Origin of the sequence: Amycolatopsis mongoliensis (assembly GCF_030285665.1) — a bacterium.
In the GTDB taxonomy this organism is placed as follows: domain Bacteria; phylum Actinomycetota; class Actinomycetes; order Mycobacteriales; family Pseudonocardiaceae; genus Amycolatopsis; species Amycolatopsis mongoliensis.
The window spans coordinates 8,860,220-8,877,330 of the sequence record NZ_CP127295.1 but is presented as its reverse complement, the minus strand read 5'-3'; the positions used below and the strand labels follow the sequence as shown (position 1 = coordinate 8,877,330).

Sequence of the window (17,111 nt, the reverse complement as noted above, 5' to 3'; positions counted from 1 at the left end):
ATGGGGGCCGGGCCCGCGCCCGGCCCCCATCCCTCACGGGAAGGTTCCTCCGGCGATGTCCCCACGACTGATCGCACTACTGCTGGCCGGTTTCCTGGCTGTGCTCGGGCTGGCCACCCCCGCGGTGGCGGCGCCGGTCCAGACGCTGACCTGGACCGCGGGCGACAGCACCACCGCATACGCGTCCGCGCCGACCGGCGCCCTGCCCGGCGAGACCACCATCGTCTTCGAGAACAGCGAAGCCACCGGCAACACGACGGGGATGTCGCACACCCTGACGTTCGACACGTCGACGCCGGGGTACAACCACGACGTCTCGCTGAACGTCCTGGCCAACCCGTTCGACCCGCAGAACGGGCGGCACGAGGCCGTCGTGACGCTCACGCCGGGCAAGTACCGGTACTTCTGCACGATCCCCGGCCACACGGCGATGGTGGGGGAGTTCGTCGTCTCCGACGGCGGTGGCGGCGACACCACCGCGCCGGAGGTGACGGCTTCCGTGGCCGGTGACCGTGATCCCTCGGGCAACTACCTCGGGTCCGCCACGGTGACCCTGTCCGCGACCGACGCGGGATCCGGCGTGGCCTCGGTCGAGTACCAGCTGGACGGCGGTACCTGGACCGCCTACTCGGCGCCGGTGGTGGTGAACGCCGTGGGCATGCACATGCTCCACTACCGCGCCACCGACGTCGCCGGGAACACCTCCGAAGAGGGCATGGCGCACTTCACGATCGTCCAAGGGCAGGGGGACACGACCCCGCCCACGGTGACCGCGGCGATCACCGGGCAGCAGGACCCCTCCGGCAACTACGTCGACGTCGCCACGGTGAAGCTGACGGCGACCGACGCCGATTCGGCGGTGGCGTCCGTGGAGTACCAGCTGGACGGCGGGGCGTGGACCGCCTACACCGCGCCGGTCGCGGTGACCGGGGCCGGTGAGCACATGGTCCACTTCCGGGCGACCGATACCGCCGGGAACACCTCACCGGAAGGCATGTCCCACTTCACCGTGGTGAAGAGCGACACGACGCCGCCGGTCGTCACGGTTTCCGTGGGCGGCACGAAGGACGACGCCGGCAACTACGTCGGCAAGGCGACCGTCACGGTCGTGGCGTCGGACACCGGGTCGGGAGTGGCCGCGGTGGAGTACCAGGTGGACGGTGGTGCGTGGACCGCCTATGCGGCCCCGGTTCCGGTGACCGCGGTGGGGGCGCACACGGTGGGCTACCGCGCTCGGGACGTCGCCGGGAACACGTCCGCTCCGGCGAGCGTGTCCTTCACGGTGGTGGCCGGCGGGGACACGACGGCGCCGCTGGTGTCCATCGCGGTGAGCGGCAAGCAGACCGGCGACTGGTCGTACCTCGGCCAGGCGACCGTGACGCTGACCGCCACCGACGCGGAGTCCGGGGTGGCCTCCGTCGAGTACAAAGTGGACAGTGGAGCGTGGACGCGGTACACCGCACCGGTGGTCGTCTCCGCCCTCGGCGCGCACACCGTGGGTGCCCGGGCCACGGACGTCGCCGGGAACGGCTCGCTGGAGGTGTTCGGCGCGTTCACGGTGGTCACGGCCACTCCGCCGCCCGACGCCTGCCCGGTCTCGGACACCCGGGAGACCGTGGTGATCGGCGGGGTCGACAGCCAGGTCGAGAACATCGACATCGGCAACGGCTGCACGCTCAACGACGTCATCGACGAGAACGCGGAATACGCGTCGCACGACCGGTTCGTGCAGCACGTGAAGGCGGTGACACAGGAACTGGTCGGCAACGGCGTGCTGTCGAGCGGCGACCGGAACCGCATCGTGACGGCGGCGATCGAGTCGGACATCGGCGGCGGCGCGGCCGCGGACCGCGGGCGCGACGTGAAGAAGGCGCTCTAACCGGCCGCTTTCACCTCGGCGAGGGCCTGCCGGACGGCTTCGCCGAAGTCGTCGTGGCCGGCCGGGTCGCTCCAGCGTTCGTAGGCGAGCGTCATGACGAGCGCGCCGAGCTGCGCGGCCACGCGGGAGGCGGGATCGGGCACACCGCGGCGTTCGAGGGCTTCGGCCATCGCCGCGGTGAGCCCGAGGCCCTTCAGCGCCTCGCGTTCCCGCAGTTCGGGGTTGGCGGCGATGACGGCCCCTCGCCGGGCGCTGAACTCACGGCGCTCGGCGGTGAAGGTTTCGCGGCCGAGCGCCTCGAGGGCGTGGGCGACGGCTTCGAGCGGACCGGCCGCGGCCGGGGCGTCGGCGATCCCGTCGGCGAGCCGCCCGGCGAGGGTGTCGCCGCCGAAGAGCACCTCACGCTTGTCCGGGAAGTGGCGGAAGAAGGTGCTCTTCGTCAGCCCGGCACGCTCGGCGATGTCGATCACCGTCGTGTTCTCGTAGCCCCGCTCCTCGAACAGGTCGAGCGCGGCGGCGACGAGCCGCTCCGATGCGTGGGGTTGCCAGCGGGCCATGGGTCGAGTGTACGGGACTTGGTCCCGTCACCTCGTGTACGGTGATGGGACCAAGTCTCATCACTCTGGAGGTGGCTCATGAGCCGTGCTGTCGTTTACGAGAAGTTCGGTGGTCCCGAGGTCCTGGAGCTGCGGGAGGTGCCGGAGCCGCACGCCGGGCCGGGCGAGATCCGGATCCGGGTGGCGGCCGCGGGGCTGAACCCGATGGACTGGGGCCTGGCGTCGCATCCGGCGCTGGCGGCGCAGTTCGGCGTCACGGTGCCGTCGGGTTTCGGCTACGACCTGGCCGGGGTCGTCGACGAGGTCGGCGAGGGTGCCACGGGTTTCGCGGTGGGCCAACGCGTCTTCGGCGGCGTGATGGCTCGCGCGGCGGCGGATTACGCGGTGGTGGCGATGCCGGCCGAGACGCTTTGGCCGACGCCGGCGGGCATCCCCGACGAGGTGGCGGCGACGCTCCCGGTGGCCGGCTTGACCGCGGCGGCGGCCCTCGCGGCGATCGGCCTGACCTCGGGCGACACGCTCTTGGTCGGCGGCGCGGCGGGCGGGGTGGGCGTGTTCGCCGTGCAGCTGGCGAAGCTCGCGGGGGCCCGGGTGATCGGCACCGCGGGGGAGAGCACGTTCGAGTTCCTGCGGCGGCTGGGTGCCTCGCCGGTCGCCTACGGCCCCGGGCTGGCGGACCGCGTCCGGTCCCTGGCCCCCACGGCGGCAACCGACCTGTTCGGCACCGAAACAGCCGAGGCGGCGCTCGCACTCGGCATCCCACCCGAGCGGATCTCGACGATCGCGGCGGGCCCCACCCCACCCGGCGGCGTGCGCGCGACCGGAGGCGTCGACGCGGACCCGGACGCGATGGAGCGCATCACCGACGCGATCCTCGCGGGGGAGATCGTGGTGCCGATCGCGGGGACGTTCCCGGTCGAAAAGGTCCGCGAGGCGGTGGAACTGCAGGCGGGCCGGCACGTCCACGGCAAGATCGTGCTGACGCTGTAACGGACGGCGTGGCCCCGGCTACGAGTAGGTCCAATGGCCGAGCCAGGACTCGCGCCAGGCCACCGTCAGCTCGCTCACTCCGTCCACACCGGACTGGTCCACGTGGGCCTTCCACGCCTCTTCCAGCGACGCGCACAGCTTCGACGCCGGAAGTTCGACGCCGCCCGAGGAGAACTGGCGCAGGACCGACTTCGGCACCGCCAGCTTCGCCTTGCCCCGGACCACCGACTGCTCGGTGGCGCGGCAGATGAGGTACTCGACGGTGGCCAGGTCGCCCGCCGAGCCCGTGGTCTCCGGTGACACCCGGGGCGCCACCTGGGCCAGCGCGCGGTACAGGCAGTCCAGCGGGGCGGCCAGGCCCCGGTGCTGGCGGGCGATCTCCCACGACACCCACACGGCCATGCAGTCGGGCATCTGGTACGGGCGGTAGGCGAACGCGGGGCCGGTGAACGTCTGGTAGTCGCCGGTCGGGTCCTGCGCGGACGGCGCCGGTCCGTCGGGGTCGGGTGGCAGGCCGAGGCGCTTGAACAGCTCGCGCAGCAGTTTGTGCGGCCTGGCCGGGGTCGACGCCTCGCCGAGCAGCTTGCCGAGGATGCGGTTCAGCCGGTCGGCGGCCACGCCGTGGATCGCCAGCTGCAGGTGGACGAACGCGACGTCCGACAGCGTCGTGCCCGCGCAGCCGACCACCCCCACCTGGGGGTAGCGCTGCAGGAACGAGACGATCGCGTGCGTGGAGCCGATCCGCGCGGGCCCGACGAACGTCACCGGCAGGATCGTGCCGATCCGCTGCCGGGACCGGAGGTCGCCCTTGTACAGCGGCGAGAACTCGCCGTCGGCGTGGGAGACCTCGAACCAGTTGCCCTGCCGGTGCCCCGGCCGCGTGTCGGCGAGCCAGAAGCTGTAGCCGTGCTTCTCGCACAGCTCCCGGAACCGGTCGGCCAGCTCGAACCGCGCGGCCGCGGACGCGTCCCGCAGCGCGATCGCGAACCGGACCGCCAGCGACGCGCACGGCGGCGCGACCTCCTTGCGGGTGCGGAGATCGTGGTTGCGGGTCTTGACGACCGTCGGCAGCTGGGCCGGGCACTGCAGCGACAGCAGCGGCGCGTCGACGAGCGAGGACGCGGCGTCGGAGATTTCCCGGATCAGGTCGCGGAGGGCGAGGCCGTGCCACTCGCACACTTCGCGCGCCGCCGGGTCGATCGCGATCAGGCCCTCGAACCGCTGCGCGGACTCGTAGATGAAGGTCGGGTTGGGCGAGGTCGTCTGGTGGAACACCCAGCCGTCCGGGTTCTGCTCCGGGCGTTCCGCCGGCTGGTGGCCGTCGACGCGCTCGACCACCTCGGTGCCGTCCAGGGGTTTGCGGGTGCGGGTGCCGATCACGACGCCGGCGCCGTTCGTGGCCGAGCACAGCGTCTCCAGGAAGACCGTGCTCTCGGAGTCGGTGGAGACGAGCTCGCGCAGGTAGCCGTGGCGGGCCGCCGCGTGGTGCACCTCGAAGTCCACTTTGGTCACCGGCTGCCGTGCTATCTCGAAGCCGGCGCGGGCCAGGTCGGCCACGTTCCGCACGGAGATCCGCTGGCTGCGCATCCCTCACCACCCTCCGGACGAGTCGAACCGCACGTCGGCTTCGAGCGGCTTGCGGCGGTCCCAGGCGCCGGTACCCACCCACCGCGGCGCCCCGATGCGGGACAGCGGGATCGCCGATTCGCGCCACGACGCCTGGCCGAACAGCACGAGCGCGGCGAGCACCGGCAGCCCGACGGCGATCGTGAGCGCGACCTGCACGACCTCGCCCCGGCTCTGCGTCGCGACGGCCGCCGCGAACCCGGCGACGGCCGCGATGCTCAGCTGCACGAGTGTCTGCGGCAGCGTGCCGAGGTAACCGAGCACGGTGCGGCGCGGCGGCAGCGACAGGCGGCTGTAGAGGAAGCCCGGCAACAGCAGCAGCATGGTGATCACGGACTGGCCGTCGCCGACGTGGCCGAGCGCTTCGGTGGCGGCCCGGCCGTACGGCCACGGACTGCCCACCAGCAGCCAGCCGAGCACGAACGAGACCGTCGCGACGGCGAGCGCGTAGAACGTCACGTTGAGCGGACCGGACTTCGTGGAGTCCTTGAGCACGAGCGTCGCGCGGATCCGGATGTGGTCGCCGCGCGGGTCGCGGCCGCCGGAGCGGCGCCAGTAGGCCCGCGCCTCGTTGTCGGCCACGCCGTTGACCAGCACCAGGTCCTGCCCGAACTCCCGGTCGATCAGCTCCCGCGCGGCCTCCCGCAAGTTCGCGGACGTGAACTCCGGGTGCCGCCGCAGCGAGTTGTCCAGTTCGCCCGAGTCCGTCCGCACCGCCTCACCCGTCGTGGCCGCGGCGGCGAGCCGGTGGCAGGCCGGCAGGCTGCGCGGCGACAGCTCCACCCCGGACTGGCCGGCCTCCCACTTGCGGCGGCGCACCAGGTCCGCGAGCCGCCGCAGCACGGTCTGCGCCTGCAGCTCCAGGATCTTGTGCCGGGCGCCGTCGGCTTCCTGCAGCGGGGCGGCGTCCTGCCGTTCGGCCAGCGAGAGCAGGTCCTCGGCCAGGCTGTCGACCTGATGCTGATCGGCGTCGGTGGACAGGTACATCCGGGAGATCTCGGCCTCCGGCGCGGTTGCGGCCACCAGGTGGTAGGACTTCAGCGTCGCCGGGATCATGGTCTCGTAGGTCACGACGTAGCCGCGGCGGCTGGCGGCCAGCCGCCGCCACTGCTCCTTCGCGACGGGCTGCCGGGCGTCGACGTGCAGCGGGGTTTCGTAGCTGAGCCGGTGTTCCTCGACCGAGTCGTCCAGCGCCACGACCAGCATGTAGTCGCGGACGGCGACGTTCAGCAGGTACGCGTATTCGACCAGTAGGTCCGCGCAGCCGGAGAGGATGTCCAGCGCCAGTTCCCGGCACTGCCTGCCGTACCCGGGCACCGTCCCGCGGGCCGGGGCCAGCGCGAACTCCTCCTCCGGGTGGTTCCGCTCGGTGAGCAGCGTCAGCAGCGCCTGCTGGATGAGCCAGCGCGGTTCGTGGACCTGGAAGAGGAACGTGTTCAGCTCGTGCTTGGCGGTCTGCGCGTTTTCGTCGCCGGTGAGGATCCCGCGCAGCAGCCGGTAGAGCCCGGCGGCGACCAGCCGGGAGGCCTCGTGCTGGGTGAGCCGCGGCAGCTTCTGGCCGGCGCTGTCGAACACGTCGATGGGGGAGACGTCGCGGCGCGGCAGCCGGGCCAGCGGCACCCACAGGGAACGCTGCCGCGCCGGTCTCGAGGCGGCCCGCTCGCCGTGTTCCTGGCCGATGAGGTCCTGCAGCTGCGCGGTCGCCTGACGCTGTCCCTCGTCGAGGAGCTTGAGGCTGACGTCGACCTCCGTGCTCCGCCGCGCGGTGCCGTGTTCGACCACGGTCAGCCGCTCGGTCAGCCGGCGCACGTGGTTGAGCCGCAACGAGGTGTCCAGGAGCGCCAGCCCGACGGCCGCGCCCTGCCGGGACAGCCGGGGTGGGGCGCCGGGAATGGGGATCGTCTCGATCGCGTGCCGGAGACTCTCGATGCCGTCCACACCAGTGAGAGTAGGAGGTGCCGCGAGCTGATACGAGCGAAATGGAGCTATCGACCGGATGGTCGTACCCCGCCCGCGGACCACGGCGTCGGACCGGTGCTCAGGCGGCGCGTTCCAGCTCGTCCCCCCGGTACGGGCCGGGCTTCGGGCGGACCTTCCCGCCGGGGAACGCCAGCCGCAGGATCGTGCGGTGCACCGTGCCGAGCTGCTTGGACAGCGGGCCGGTGTTGTACGGCAGGCCGTAGCGCCGGCAGATCTCGCGGACCTGCGAGGCGATCTCGGCGTAGCGGCTGCTGGGCATGTCCGGGAACAGGTGGTGCTCGACCTGGTAGCCGAGGTTCCCGCTCAGCAGGTGGAACAGCGGGGAGCCGGTGATGTTCGCCGCGCCGACGAGCTGGCGCACGTACCAGCCGCCGCGGGTCTCGTCGCGGACCTCGTCCTGGCTGAACGTGTAGGTCTGGTCGGGGAAGTGGCCGCAGAAGATGATCGAGTGCGCCCACAGGTTGCGGATGATGTTCGCGGTGAAGTCCGCCCAGAACGTCGCGGCGAACGTGCCCGCGCCCTCGGCACGGGCGGCGGCGAGCCGGGCCCGCACCGCACCCTTCCGGCGCCGGCCGCGGGCCCGGTCCGCCAGTACCCGGGCCCGGGAGCGCGGCTCGCGGTGCACGAGCCGGCCGACAGCGGTCGCGGCGAGCGCGCTCACCAGCGGCCAGCCGACGTAGTCCTTCAGGATCTGGTCGCGGGCCTTGCCCGAAATGCCCTTGATGTCGTGCCACACGTCCTTCATCGGCTTTTCGCCGGCGCGGATGGCTTCGACGTCCATGTCGTGCACCGCGACGCCCCACTCGAAGAAGGCCATCAGCAGCAGGTTGTACAACGGCTGGGCCAGGTACGCCGGGTGCCACTTCTGGTGCGGGTCGATGCGCATGATCTCGTAGCCGAGATCCTTGTCCTTGCCGCGGATGTTGGTGTAGGTGTGGTGGATGTAGTTGTGCGAGTGCTTCCACGCCGCCGCCGTCGAAGCGGTGTCCCAGTCCCAAGTGGACGAATGGATGCAGGGGTCGTTCATCCAGTCCCACTGGCCGTGCAGCACGTTGTGCCCGATCTCCATGTTCTCCAGGATCTTCGCGATCGCCAGGCAGCCGGTGCCCGCCGTCCAGGCCACCTTGGACCGGGAGCCGAGCAGCAGCGCCCGGCCGGCCACCGCGATCTGCCGGTGCAGCCGGATGACGCCCTTGATGTACCGGCGGTCGCGCTCGCCCAGGTCGGCGCGCACCTGGTCGTGGATGGCGTCGAACTCGCGGGCGAGCTCGGCGAGCTGGTTCTCGCTCAGGTGGGCGAACGGGTGCTCGGTGGCAGTCATGGGTTCCTTTCTCCGCTCAGAGTTCGACCGTGACCCGGCCTTCGGCGCCGTGCACGCAGGTGCGCACGATCTCGTTGTGCTTCTCGCTGACGGCGTTCGTGCGCAGGTCGCGGATCCGGCCCTCCCGGATCGGCAGCACGCACGTGTGGCAGACCCCGACCCGGCAGCCGAAGGGCATGTCGACGCCCGCGTTCTCGCCCGCGACGAGGATCGGGGTGCCGGGCGGGCAGTCCGCGTCGAGGTTGCGGTGCGCGAACCGCACGGTGCCGCCCGAGCCTTCGGCGTCCTCGCCGCCGACGATCGGCTGGAACCGTTCGTGGTGCAGCCGGCCGGCGTCGCCGTGGCGCTTCCAGTGCGACTGCAGCGCGTCGAGGAGTTCGCCGGGTCCGCACGCGTAGGTTTCCCGCTCGCGCCAGTCCGGGCACAGGGTGTCCAGGTCGGCGGGGGTGAACCGGCCGTCCTCGCCGGTGATGCGCAGCTCGAGCCGGAACCCCTGGTGCTGCTCGTCGAGCGCGGCCAGCTCGTCGCCGAAGGTCACCCCGTCCGCCTCCCGCGCCGAGTGCACGTGGACGACGTCGCGCAGGCCGGGCCCCGGCGCCAGGTGGCGCAGCATGCTCATCACCGGCGTGATGCCGCTGCCCGCGGTGACGAACAGCAGGCCGCGGTCCAGCCGGTCCGGCAGGGTGAAGGACCCTTCGACCTCGCCGAGCCGCACGACCTCGCCCGGGTGGACCCGGTCGACCAGGAACGGCGAGACGACCCCTCCGTCGACCCTCTTGGGAGTGACCGAAATCAGCCCGTCGGCGCGGTCCGGGCTCGACGTCAGCGAGTACGCGCGCCAGTGGTGGACGCCGTCGATGACCACCCCCAGCCGCACGTACTGCCCCGGCCGGTGCCCGACCCAGTCGAAGCCCGGCCGGATCAGCACGGTGGCCGCGCCTCCCCGCTCGGGCTCGACGCGCTCGACGCGCCCGCGCAGCTCCCGGGTCGACCACAGCGGGTTGATCAGTTCGAGGTAGTCGTCCGGGCGCAGGGGGGTGAACAGCCATCGCAACGCACGCAGTGCCCGGCGCCGCAGCGGCGACGCCGGGGGACGCATCCCCACTTCAGCCATGCCAGTTGAGTGTACAGACGTGCACTCAACTGGCACGCCGAGAGGCGTGAAACGTTTAAGTCAGCGGCACGCGGACGAGCCGGTACGGCCGCAGGGTCACCGGCCCGAGGAGCCCGGACGCGAGCGCCTGGCCCCGCGCGTTCGCACCGGTGTTCGTGACCCGCACCCGGACGCGGTTGCGGCCGGGGCGCAGGACGGCGGTGACGTCGATCCGGTAGGGCGGCCACAGCCGGCACCCGGCAGCCGTGCCGTTGACCTCCAGCTCGGCCACCTCGTGGACCTCGCCGAGGTCGAGCGCCCACCGCCGGCCGGGGACGGCGGGCACGGCGAACTCCGTTTCGTACCAGGCGGATCCGGAGTACGCGGCGTCCACGTCGGTCCACGAGCCGAGCGGGCGCGTGGTCACCGGCGCGCCCGGGCGGTCGAAGCGGAACGTCCAGTCGCCGCCGAGCGGGACGGCCTCGAGGGAGTCCGAGACCGTCGCCGCGCCGGTGTAGCCGCGTGCGCCGTCCGTCGCGGTGACGGTGATGCGGCCCGGTCCGCTCGCCCGCACGATCGCGCTCCGGCCGTCGATGCGGTCGACCGGCGCCGAGGCGGAGACCGCGTGCAGGGGTTCCCGCCCGCCGCGGAAGACCACCAGCACGGCCGCTTTCGGCTCCAGCCGCAGGGGCACCGCCGTGCCGGCCCCGGCCTTGCGCCAGGTGCCCGCCGGAGCCGCCGAACCGGTGTCCGGGTCCCACACCTCGGGGACGCCGGCCGCCGGGAAGGTCGCGGTCAGGTCCACGGCGTCGGCACGCTCGCTCACCACGACGAACGCCTGCTCGCCGCGGTTTTCCAGGCGCAGCACCCGGACGTCGGAGTGCGGCGGGTCCAGCGCGGCCGCCGCGCCGCCGGCGGTGACCGCCGCGGCCGCGGCCGCACCCGGGTCGGCCACCCGGGTCACCGAGCGCGTCGCGAACAGCCCGGCCAGCGCGGTCCGCAGGCCCGCGTCGTCGCCCCCGGCTTCGCGGGCCGGCGGCTCGCCGGTGACGACCACGACGCCGCCGCCGCGGGCGAACCGGGTCAGCGTCCGCACCGCGCCGAGCGCCAGGACCGGCGTCTCCGGCACCACGACGATCCGGTAGGCCTGCTGCCCGACGACGAGCTTCGGCCCGCTCGGCCGGGCGTGGGTCACCAGCGCGGGGTCGGCGTCGAGCGCGCCTTCGTCGAGGAAGTCGAAGTCCACCTGGACGTCTTCCAGCGCGTGCGCGGTGGTCAGGAACGCCGTGTCGAGCCCGGCCATCGCCGGGGTGTCCTGAGTGGACTCCGCGGCGCGTTGCGGCTGCAGCAGCGCGGTCCGCGCCGCGGCCGGCGCGCGGCAGGCTTCCATCAGCCTGCCGATCCAGTCGTTCAGCGGCGCGGACACCGGCCACCACGGGTTGGCGGGCTGGAACGGCGGCGGGTAGACGATCTGGTTCTCGTCGCTGAACCGCGCGTGCAGCAGCGTGTGGTTGACCCCGCGCACGGCGAACGCGCCGACGACCTCGCGGACGAAGGCCGGGGTCACCGTCCACCCGGTGCCGCCCATGGCCTCGAGGTAGACCCGCTCGAGCCCCAGCTGGTGGGCGGTGCTGGCCGGGAACCGCGACAGCGTGCGGTGGTAGCCGCGCTGGTAGTGGTCGAAGATCAGGTCGGTGCCCGGCACCTGCGCCCACTGGTTGTTCGCGTTCAGGTTGCCCGAGCTCTGCAGCTGCTCGCCCGGACCGTATTCGTCCCACAGCGGGTTGGAGATCAGCTTGAGGCCGTGGTCGGCCATCCACCGGCCCTGGGTGCGGTAGTAGGCGGCCGCGAACCGGTTGCTCACCGCGCGCCAGAAGAGCCCGCGCAGGCGGAGGCCGTCCGGGCCCAGGTCGTCGTGCACCGCGGTCAGCGCGATCCCGGCGGACGTCCCGAGACGGCCCAGCTCGGCGTCGAGGGTGGGGGACCAGGGAACCGTGTCGAAGGGACCGTGCGCCGAGGCGAGGTAGGGCTCGTCGTCGGCGAAGCCGCGCAGGACCGCTTCCGCCGCCCACGGGAAGCGGCGCAGGTACTCGCCCGGCACGGCGTCGAGGAACAGCCGCACCGCCTCGTCGTCCAGGAGGTCCAGGTAGGCCCGGCCGGAGCCGGTGGGCGTGCTCAGCGGGCGGACGGTGAACAGGTCCAGCTGCCACCGGCCGGCCGGCGGGGTCCACGTCCCGCCCGCGCGGGCCTGGTTTGTGAGGTCCACGAGCGACCGCGGGTCGGTGGAGCCGGCCGGGCGGGCGGTCGCGGCGACCAGCGGCAGGCCGCCGGCGGGCAGGTCGAAGGCGTCGAGCGCGGCGGCGGTGTCGAAGGGTTCGTCGTACAGGACGGTTCCGGCGGGATCGCGGACGGTCAGGCGGTCCCAGGAGGACCGCTGGCTCGCCACCGCCCGGACCCCGACACGGCCGGTGGCGAAGGCGATGTCCGCCGGGGCCTGTGCCGTGCCGTCCAGCGTCACCGCCAGGTTCGTGCCCCGGAGCCGCACGAGGAGGACGTGGTCCGCGCTCGCGTCGAACCCGGGCACCGGCGTGCCGCTGCGGACCAGGGCGAAGGAGCCGCCGGTCTGCTGCCAGACGTCGACGGCGCCGTCGGCCCGCAGGTCGGCGAGGACGCCGTCGCCTTCGCTCGCGCTACGCACCATCAGGCCCGCGGTCGCGCTCTCGACGCGGACCTTCGCCTCGACGTCGTAGTCCTGCCACTGGGCACCTTGCCGCAGCAGGGTGACGCCGTCGCGGGCGGCCGCGTCGACGAGCAGCCGGCCGTCCGAAACGGACAGTCCGCGGCTCACCAGCGGCACCGGTGCGCCGCCGGCGGCCGTCAGCACCTGGTGCCCGACGCCCTTGAGCCGCAGATCCGGTCGCGGCGGGTACACGCGGCCGCCGACCGTCCCGCCGTCGACGACGAGCCCGCCGGCGCGGCCGCTCGGGAAGTAGTCGTCGTTGAACAGCCAGACGTGCATGCCGTGGCGCTGCGCCTCGCGCAGGGCGAACTCGATGACGGAGAACCAGTCCTCGCTGAAGAAAGCGGGCTTGAGGGCCGCGGTCTCGAAGGGGAAGAGCAGGACTTCGTGCACGCCCTGCCCGCGCAGGTCCGCCAGCCCGGCGGCGACGAGGTCCGGCGTGACGGTGCCGTTCCAGAACCACAGCACGGTGGGGCGCGAGTCGGGCCGCGGGTCGGCGAAGCGGTCCGTGGGGAAGCCTGCCGCCGCGGCCGCCCCGGCGGCGGGCACCCGGACGGCCACTCCGGTGGCGACGGTCGCCGCCGCGGCGAGGGCGAGCAGGTGCCGCCGCGACAGCCGGACACCGCCGGTGGACGTGATCCGCACTTCGTCGTGCTCGGTCATGGGCTCCCCAGCTGGATTTTGAAACGATTCAATAGGCAGGTAATTTACGTGACCCGAGTCACGTCCGTCAAGGACTGAACGGGGGTGCTCGCAGGGGCAGGTCTTGACATGTCCGACCGGAGGACTGTACATGTTTGTACATGTTCACTCGACGGGCTCTGATGCGAGAGCGCGCGCTCGGCGCCTTCTACGGTCTCGCGATCGGTGACGCGCTCGGCATGCCGACGCAGTCGATGTCGCGCTCGGCCATCGCCGCCGCGTACGGCCCCATCAGCGGCTTCGTCGACGCCGTCGCGGAGCAGCCGATCGCGCCCGGGATGCCGGCCGGGTCGATCACCGACGACACCGAGCAGGCCGTGCTCGTCGCCCGGCTGGCGATCGACGGCGGTGGCCGGATCGACGCCCAGGCCTTCGCCGCCGCCCTGCGGGAGTGGGAGGCGGACATGATCCGCCGCGGCTCGCTCGACCTGCTGGGGCCCTCGACCCGGCGCGCCCTCGACCGGCTCGACGCGGGAGCCGCCGCCGACGAGGCCGGCCGGGACGGCGCCACCAACGGCGCCGCCATGCGGATCACCCCGGTCGGCATCGCGACCCCGCTGGGCGACGGATTCCTCGACGCCGTCGTCGCGGCGAGCCGCGTCACCCACAACACCGGGCTGGGGATCGCCGCGGCCGCCGCGGTGGCGGCCGCGGTTTCCTCGGGCGTGGATGGTGCCGGCCTCGAGACCTCCCTGGACGAAGCGGAGCGAGCCGCGGCCGCCGGCGCGCTGCGCGGGCACTGGGTCGCCGGCGGGGACATCGCCGCCCGCATCGCGTGGGCGCGCGGCTGGGTGCGGGGCCTGGACCGCGGCGGCCTGGCCGACGCGCTCACCGGGGTCATCGGGACGTCGGTCGCCGCGCAGGAATCCGTGGTCGCCGCGTTCGCGCTCGCCGAAAACCTCGGCGACGACCCGGCCGCTGCCCTGACCCTCGCCGCCGAGATCGGCGGCGACACCGACACCGTGGCAGCCGTGTGCGGGGCGATCCTCGGCGCACACCACGGGATTTCCGGACTGCCCGCCCACCTGGTCGATAAGGTGCGCGCGGTCAACCGGCTCGATCTGGCCGTCATCGTGGACGGCCTCCTGCAGGTGCGAGGTAACGATGGTCGAATCAGCTCAGGTCCCCGGCACGAGTGCTGCGGACAAGGTGGCTAGCCCGGAGCGGACAGGAGCGCTGGAGACCCGCGGCATCGAGCCCGTGCCCGCCGCCGAACGCCACGGGCACCCGATGCAGCTGTTCTGGGTGTGGTTCGCCGCGAACATCAGCATCCTCGGGCTGCCGCTCGGCGCGACCCTGGTCGCGGTGCAGCACCTGGCGTTCTGGCAGGCGGCGCTCGTCGCGGTGCTCGGCGCCGCCGGGTCGTTCGCGGTCGTCGGCGTGGTCTCGATCGCGGGCCGGCGCGGCGGTGCGCCCGGGCTCACGCTGTCGCGCGCGGTGTTCGGCGTCCGGGGCAACATCGGGCCGACCGTCGTGTCGCTGGTGTCCCGGCTCGGCTGGGAGACGGTGAACACGACGACCGCGGCGTTCGCGTTCCTCTCCCTGTGCGCGATCCTGTTCGGCGCGAACGCGGACGCGAAGGCCTCACCGGTGCTGACGATCGCCGGCGTCGCGTTGTTCGTCCTGCTCACCGTGACGGTGTCCGGTCTCGGGCACGCGGTGCTGGTGGCGGTGCAGCGCTGGTCGACGTGGATCTTCGGCGCGCTCAACGTGGTCGTCGCGGTCAGCCTCGTCACCCGGATCCACTGGGGTCAGGTGTTCGCCGCCTCGCCGGCGCCGGTCGGCGCGATGATCGCCGGGGTCGGCACCATCGCCGCCGGGACCGGGATCGGCTGGGCGAACGCGTCCGCCGACATGTCGCGCTACCAGTCGCCCAGCGTGCGTGCGGGCTCGCTCGTCGCCTCCGCCGCGGCGGGCGCGGGAATCCCGCTGGTGCTGCTCATCTCGCTGGGCAGCCTGGTCTCGGCCGACGACCCCTCGCTCGCTTCGGCGGGTGACCCGGTCGCGGCCATCCGCGAGCTGCTGCCGAGCTGGATGGCGGTGCCGTACCTGATCGCCGCGTTCGGCGGGCTGCTGCTCTCGAACCACCTTTCCGTGTACTCCGCCGGCCTCACCACGCTGACCCTGGGCATCCGGATCAAGCGCGTGTACGCCGTGGTGGTCGACATCGTCGTGACGTTCCTCGGTTCGCTGTACTTCATGCTCGTGGCCGACGGGTTCTACGGCCCGTTCATCGCGTTCATCAGCCTGCTGGCCGTGCCGATCACGGCGTGGGTCGGGGTGTTCGTGGTCGACATGGTGCGCCGGCGCGACTACGACCCGGCGGCACTGATGGACGTCCACCGCACGAGCGCGTACTGGTACCGCGCGGGCTGTGAGCCGCGCGCCCTGCTGGCCTGGGCCGCGGCCATCGTCGCGGGCTACCTGTTCACCACGGCCGGCACCGGGGCCGACGCCTGGTTCACCGGACCGCTCGCCGGCACCTGGCTCGGCGCCAACGGGCTCGGCTGGGTCGTCACCTTCGCCGTGGGCGCCGGGTTGTACGCCGCGCTCGGCGGTGCGAGGATCCGGCGATGACCGGCCGGCTCGTCCACACCGGACAGGCCGTCGTCGACCTCGTGATGCGGGTCGAGGCGCTGCCGCCCCCGGGCGGGGACGTGCTCGCCTCGGACGTCCGCTTCACCGCGGGCGGCGGGTTCAACGTGATGGCCGCCGCGGCCCGCGCGGGGGCGGCGGTCGTGTACGCGGGGGAGCACGGCACCGGGCGGTTCGGCGACCTGGTCCGGGACGCGCTGGCGGCCGAAGGCGTCGAGCTGGTCCAGCTCCCGGCCACGCGCGACACGGGGGTGTGCGTCGTCCTGGTCGACGCCGCCGGCGAGCGGACGTTCGTCACCGAGACCGGCGCCGAGGGGACCCTCACGGCCGAGCACCTGCGCCGGGTGCGGCTACGGCCCGGGGACCTGGTGTACGTCACCGGGTACAGCCTGGTCCGCGAGGCCAACCGGGACGCGCTGCTCGAGTGGCTGCCGGCGGTGGGGGAGCACCGGGTGCTGCTGGACCCCGGCCCGCTCGCGGCCGACGTCGCCCCCGACGTCTGGCGGGCTCTGCTGCCGCACGTCGACATCCTCTCGTGCAATGCCGCCGAGGCCGAAACGATGTCCACTGTGGACGGGGTCGGGGCGGTGCCGGTGCGGGTCACGCGCGTCGGTGCGGAAGGCTGCGATGTCACGGAGAACGGGGTGACCGCGCACGTCCCGGGGTTCCCGGTCGACCCGGTGGACACCAACGGCGCCGGGGACGCCCACGCCGGGGTGCTGGCGGCGGAGCTGCTGCGCGGGGCGCCGCTCCTCGTCGCGGCCGAGCGGGCGAACGCGGCCGCGGCGATCGCCGTCGGGCGGTACGGCCCGGCGACGAGCCCGTCCCGCGCGGAGGTCGACGAACTCTTGGCCACGAGCCGGCAGGAAGCCGGTCACCGCGGGTAGCACCGCCTCGCCGTCGTGCCCGGCGCTCGGCATTCCCGTGACGGCCGCGGGGCCGGTGTCGAGCGAGCCGGGCACGATCCGGACCGGGATCCGCGTGATCCCGCCGGCCGTCAGCCGGTGAGGCGGGGAACAGCTTCCGCACCCCGCGCCGCAGGTCGTCGAGCGCGTCCTCGGCGCCGACGATGTGGCGCTGCAGCGCCTGCTGGAACAGGCCGTCGAACAGGGCGTACGCCTCCGGCGGCGTGCAGGTCGGCTCGACCTCCGCCAGATCCGCATAGGCGCGGACGTTGCGCCAGATCATCTCCTGCAGGCTGTCGTCGATCTCGGCGACGTCGTCGCGGAACGCCTCCTCGAACAGGGACTGCGAGCGCAGGTCGTACCAGAGCCGGTGCATGAGCGGTGCCTCTTCGAGCGCCGCCGCCAGCCCGTCCGCGCACGCTTCGGCCAGCGCGGACGGGGTGGCTGCCCCGCCCACGCCGCCCTCATAGCGCTTCACGCACGCTTCCTTGTAGCGGCGGACGCAGTACGTGATCAGCTCGACCTTGTCGGCGAAGTAGTAGTGCAGCAGCCCGTGCGAAAACTGGGTGTGCTCGGCGATCGTGCGCAGGCTCGTGCGGGCGTAGCCGAGGTCGGCGAGGGCGAGCAGGGCCGCGTCGGCGAGTTCGCGGCGGCGGTCCTCGAACTTGTCGACCCGGGTCCGGCGCCGCACGGCGGCTGGGCTGGTCACCGGCCGAAGATACC

Annotated in this window: 11 protein-coding genes and 1 pseudogene; 5 read left to right on the top strand and 7 right to left on the bottom strand. The window is 73.1% G+C overall.

Features of this window, described 5'->3' with window-relative positions:
* The first annotated feature begins 55 nt into the window (after nucleotides 1-55).
* Nucleotides 56-1,879 carry an OmpL47-type beta-barrel domain-containing protein gene (locus QRX60_RS42705; protein ID WP_285997162.1) on the top strand — a complete coding sequence of 608 codons (1,824 nt, stop codon included), beginning with the start codon at nucleotides 56-58 and terminating at the stop codon, nucleotides 1,877-1,879.
* On the opposite strand, the gene QRX60_RS42700 is transcribed toward QRX60_RS42705, so the two are convergent.
* On the bottom strand, nucleotides 1,876-2,436 hold the full coding sequence (locus QRX60_RS42700; RefSeq protein WP_285997161.1) for a TetR/AcrR family transcriptional regulator: 561 nt from the start codon (nucleotides 2,434-2,436) through the stop codon (nucleotides 1,876-1,878). The two genes, QRX60_RS42705 and QRX60_RS42700, sit on opposite strands and share 4 nt — an antisense overlap.
* A 78-nt stretch (nucleotides 2,437-2,514) precedes the next feature.
* Here QRX60_RS42700 and QRX60_RS42695 point away from each other — a divergent pair, with 78 nt between their 5' ends.
* Nucleotides 2,515-3,426 carry an NADP-dependent oxidoreductase gene (locus QRX60_RS42695; protein WP_285997160.1) on the top strand — a complete coding sequence of 304 codons (912 nt, stop codon included), beginning with the start codon at nucleotides 2,515-2,517 and terminating at the stop codon, nucleotides 3,424-3,426.
* Between the two features lie 18 nt (nucleotides 3,427-3,444).
* On the opposite strand, the gene QRX60_RS42690 is transcribed toward QRX60_RS42695, so the two are convergent.
* From QRX60_RS42690 to QRX60_RS42670, 5 genes are all read right to left on the bottom strand, one after another.
* Nucleotides 3,445-4,938 (bottom strand): hypothetical protein, encoded by a 1,494-nt coding sequence (locus QRX60_RS42690; RefSeq protein ID WP_285997159.1) that lies wholly within the window; start codon nucleotides 4,936-4,938, stop codon nucleotides 3,445-3,447.
* 78 nt (nucleotides 4,939-5,016) lie between these two features.
* Entirely contained in the window at nucleotides 5,017-6,990 is a 1,974-nt protein-coding gene (locus QRX60_RS42685) for a hypothetical protein (RefSeq protein ID WP_285997158.1), read from the bottom strand.
* Nucleotides 6,991-7,090: 100 nt separating this feature from the next.
* Nucleotides 7,091-8,353: a fatty acid desaturase family protein gene (locus QRX60_RS42680; RefSeq protein ID WP_285997157.1), complete on the bottom strand. Its 1,263-nt coding sequence runs from the start codon at nucleotides 8,351-8,353 to the stop codon at nucleotides 7,091-7,093.
* 16 nt (nucleotides 8,354-8,369) lie between these two features.
* Entirely contained in the window at nucleotides 8,370-9,467 is a 1,098-nt protein-coding gene (locus QRX60_RS42675) for a ferredoxin reductase (RefSeq protein ID WP_285997156.1), read from the bottom strand.
* Nucleotides 9,468-9,522: 55 nt separating this feature from the next.
* Nucleotides 9,523-12,849, bottom strand: a complete 3,327-nt coding sequence (locus QRX60_RS42670; protein WP_285997155.1) for a glycosylhydrolase-like jelly roll fold domain-containing protein — start codon at nucleotides 12,847-12,849, stop codon at nucleotides 9,523-9,525.
* A 161-nt stretch (nucleotides 12,850-13,010) separates the two neighbouring features.
* Between QRX60_RS42670 and QRX60_RS42665 the strand changes: the two genes are divergently transcribed.
* From QRX60_RS42665 to QRX60_RS42655, 3 genes are read left to right on the top strand one after another with little or no spacing between them, the layout of a single operon-like run.
* Entirely contained in the window at nucleotides 13,011-14,045 is a 1,035-nt protein-coding gene (locus QRX60_RS42665) for an ADP-ribosylglycohydrolase family protein (RefSeq protein WP_285997154.1), read from the top strand.
* Nucleotides 13,993-15,465, top strand: a complete 1,473-nt coding sequence (locus QRX60_RS42660; protein ID WP_285997153.1) for a purine-cytosine permease family protein — start codon at nucleotides 13,993-13,995, stop codon at nucleotides 15,463-15,465. The genes QRX60_RS42665 and QRX60_RS42660 overlap by 53 nt, the downstream gene beginning before the upstream one ends.
* Entirely contained in the window at nucleotides 15,462-16,370 is a 909-nt protein-coding gene (locus QRX60_RS42655) for a PfkB family carbohydrate kinase (protein ID WP_285997152.1), read from the top strand. Before QRX60_RS42660 ends, QRX60_RS42655 begins: the two co-directional genes overlap by 4 nt.
* A 124-nt stretch (nucleotides 16,371-16,494) precedes the next feature.
* Here QRX60_RS42655 and QRX60_RS42650 read toward each other — a convergent pair.
* Nucleotides 16,495-17,097 (bottom strand): annotated as a pseudogene (locus QRX60_RS42650) (TetR family transcriptional regulator); the annotation flags it as partial.
* Nucleotides 17,098-17,111 lie beyond the last annotated feature (14 nt).

Coding starts and splice junctions, on each gene's coding strand:
- QRX60_RS42705 (WP_285997162.1), top strand. CDS start 56: ATGTCCCCACGACTGATCGCACTACTGCTGGCCGGTTTCCTGGCTGTG.
- QRX60_RS42700 (WP_285997161.1), bottom strand. CDS start 2,436: ATGGCCCGCTGGCAACCCCACGCATCGGAGCGGCTCGTCGCCGCCGCG.
- QRX60_RS42695 (WP_285997160.1), top strand. CDS start 2,515: ATGAGCCGTGCTGTCGTTTACGAGAAGTTCGGTGGTCCCGAGGTCCTG.
- QRX60_RS42680 (WP_285997157.1), bottom strand. CDS start 8,353: ATGACTGCCACCGAGCACCCGTTCGCCCACCTGAGCGAGAACCAGCTC.
- QRX60_RS42675 (WP_285997156.1), bottom strand. CDS start 9,467: ATGGCTGAAGTGGGGATGCGTCCCCCGGCGTCGCCGCTGCGGCGCCGG.
- QRX60_RS42670 (WP_285997155.1), bottom strand. CDS start 12,849: ATGACCGAGCACGACGAAGTGCGGATCACGTCCACCGGCGGTGTCCGG.
- QRX60_RS42665 (WP_285997154.1), top strand. CDS start 13,011: ATGCGAGAGCGCGCGCTCGGCGCCTTCTACGGTCTCGCGATCGGTGAC.
- QRX60_RS42660 (WP_285997153.1), top strand. CDS start 13,993: ATGGTCGAATCAGCTCAGGTCCCCGGCACGAGTGCTGCGGACAAGGTG.
- QRX60_RS42655 (WP_285997152.1), top strand. CDS start 15,462: ATGACCGGCCGGCTCGTCCACACCGGACAGGCCGTCGTCGACCTCGTG.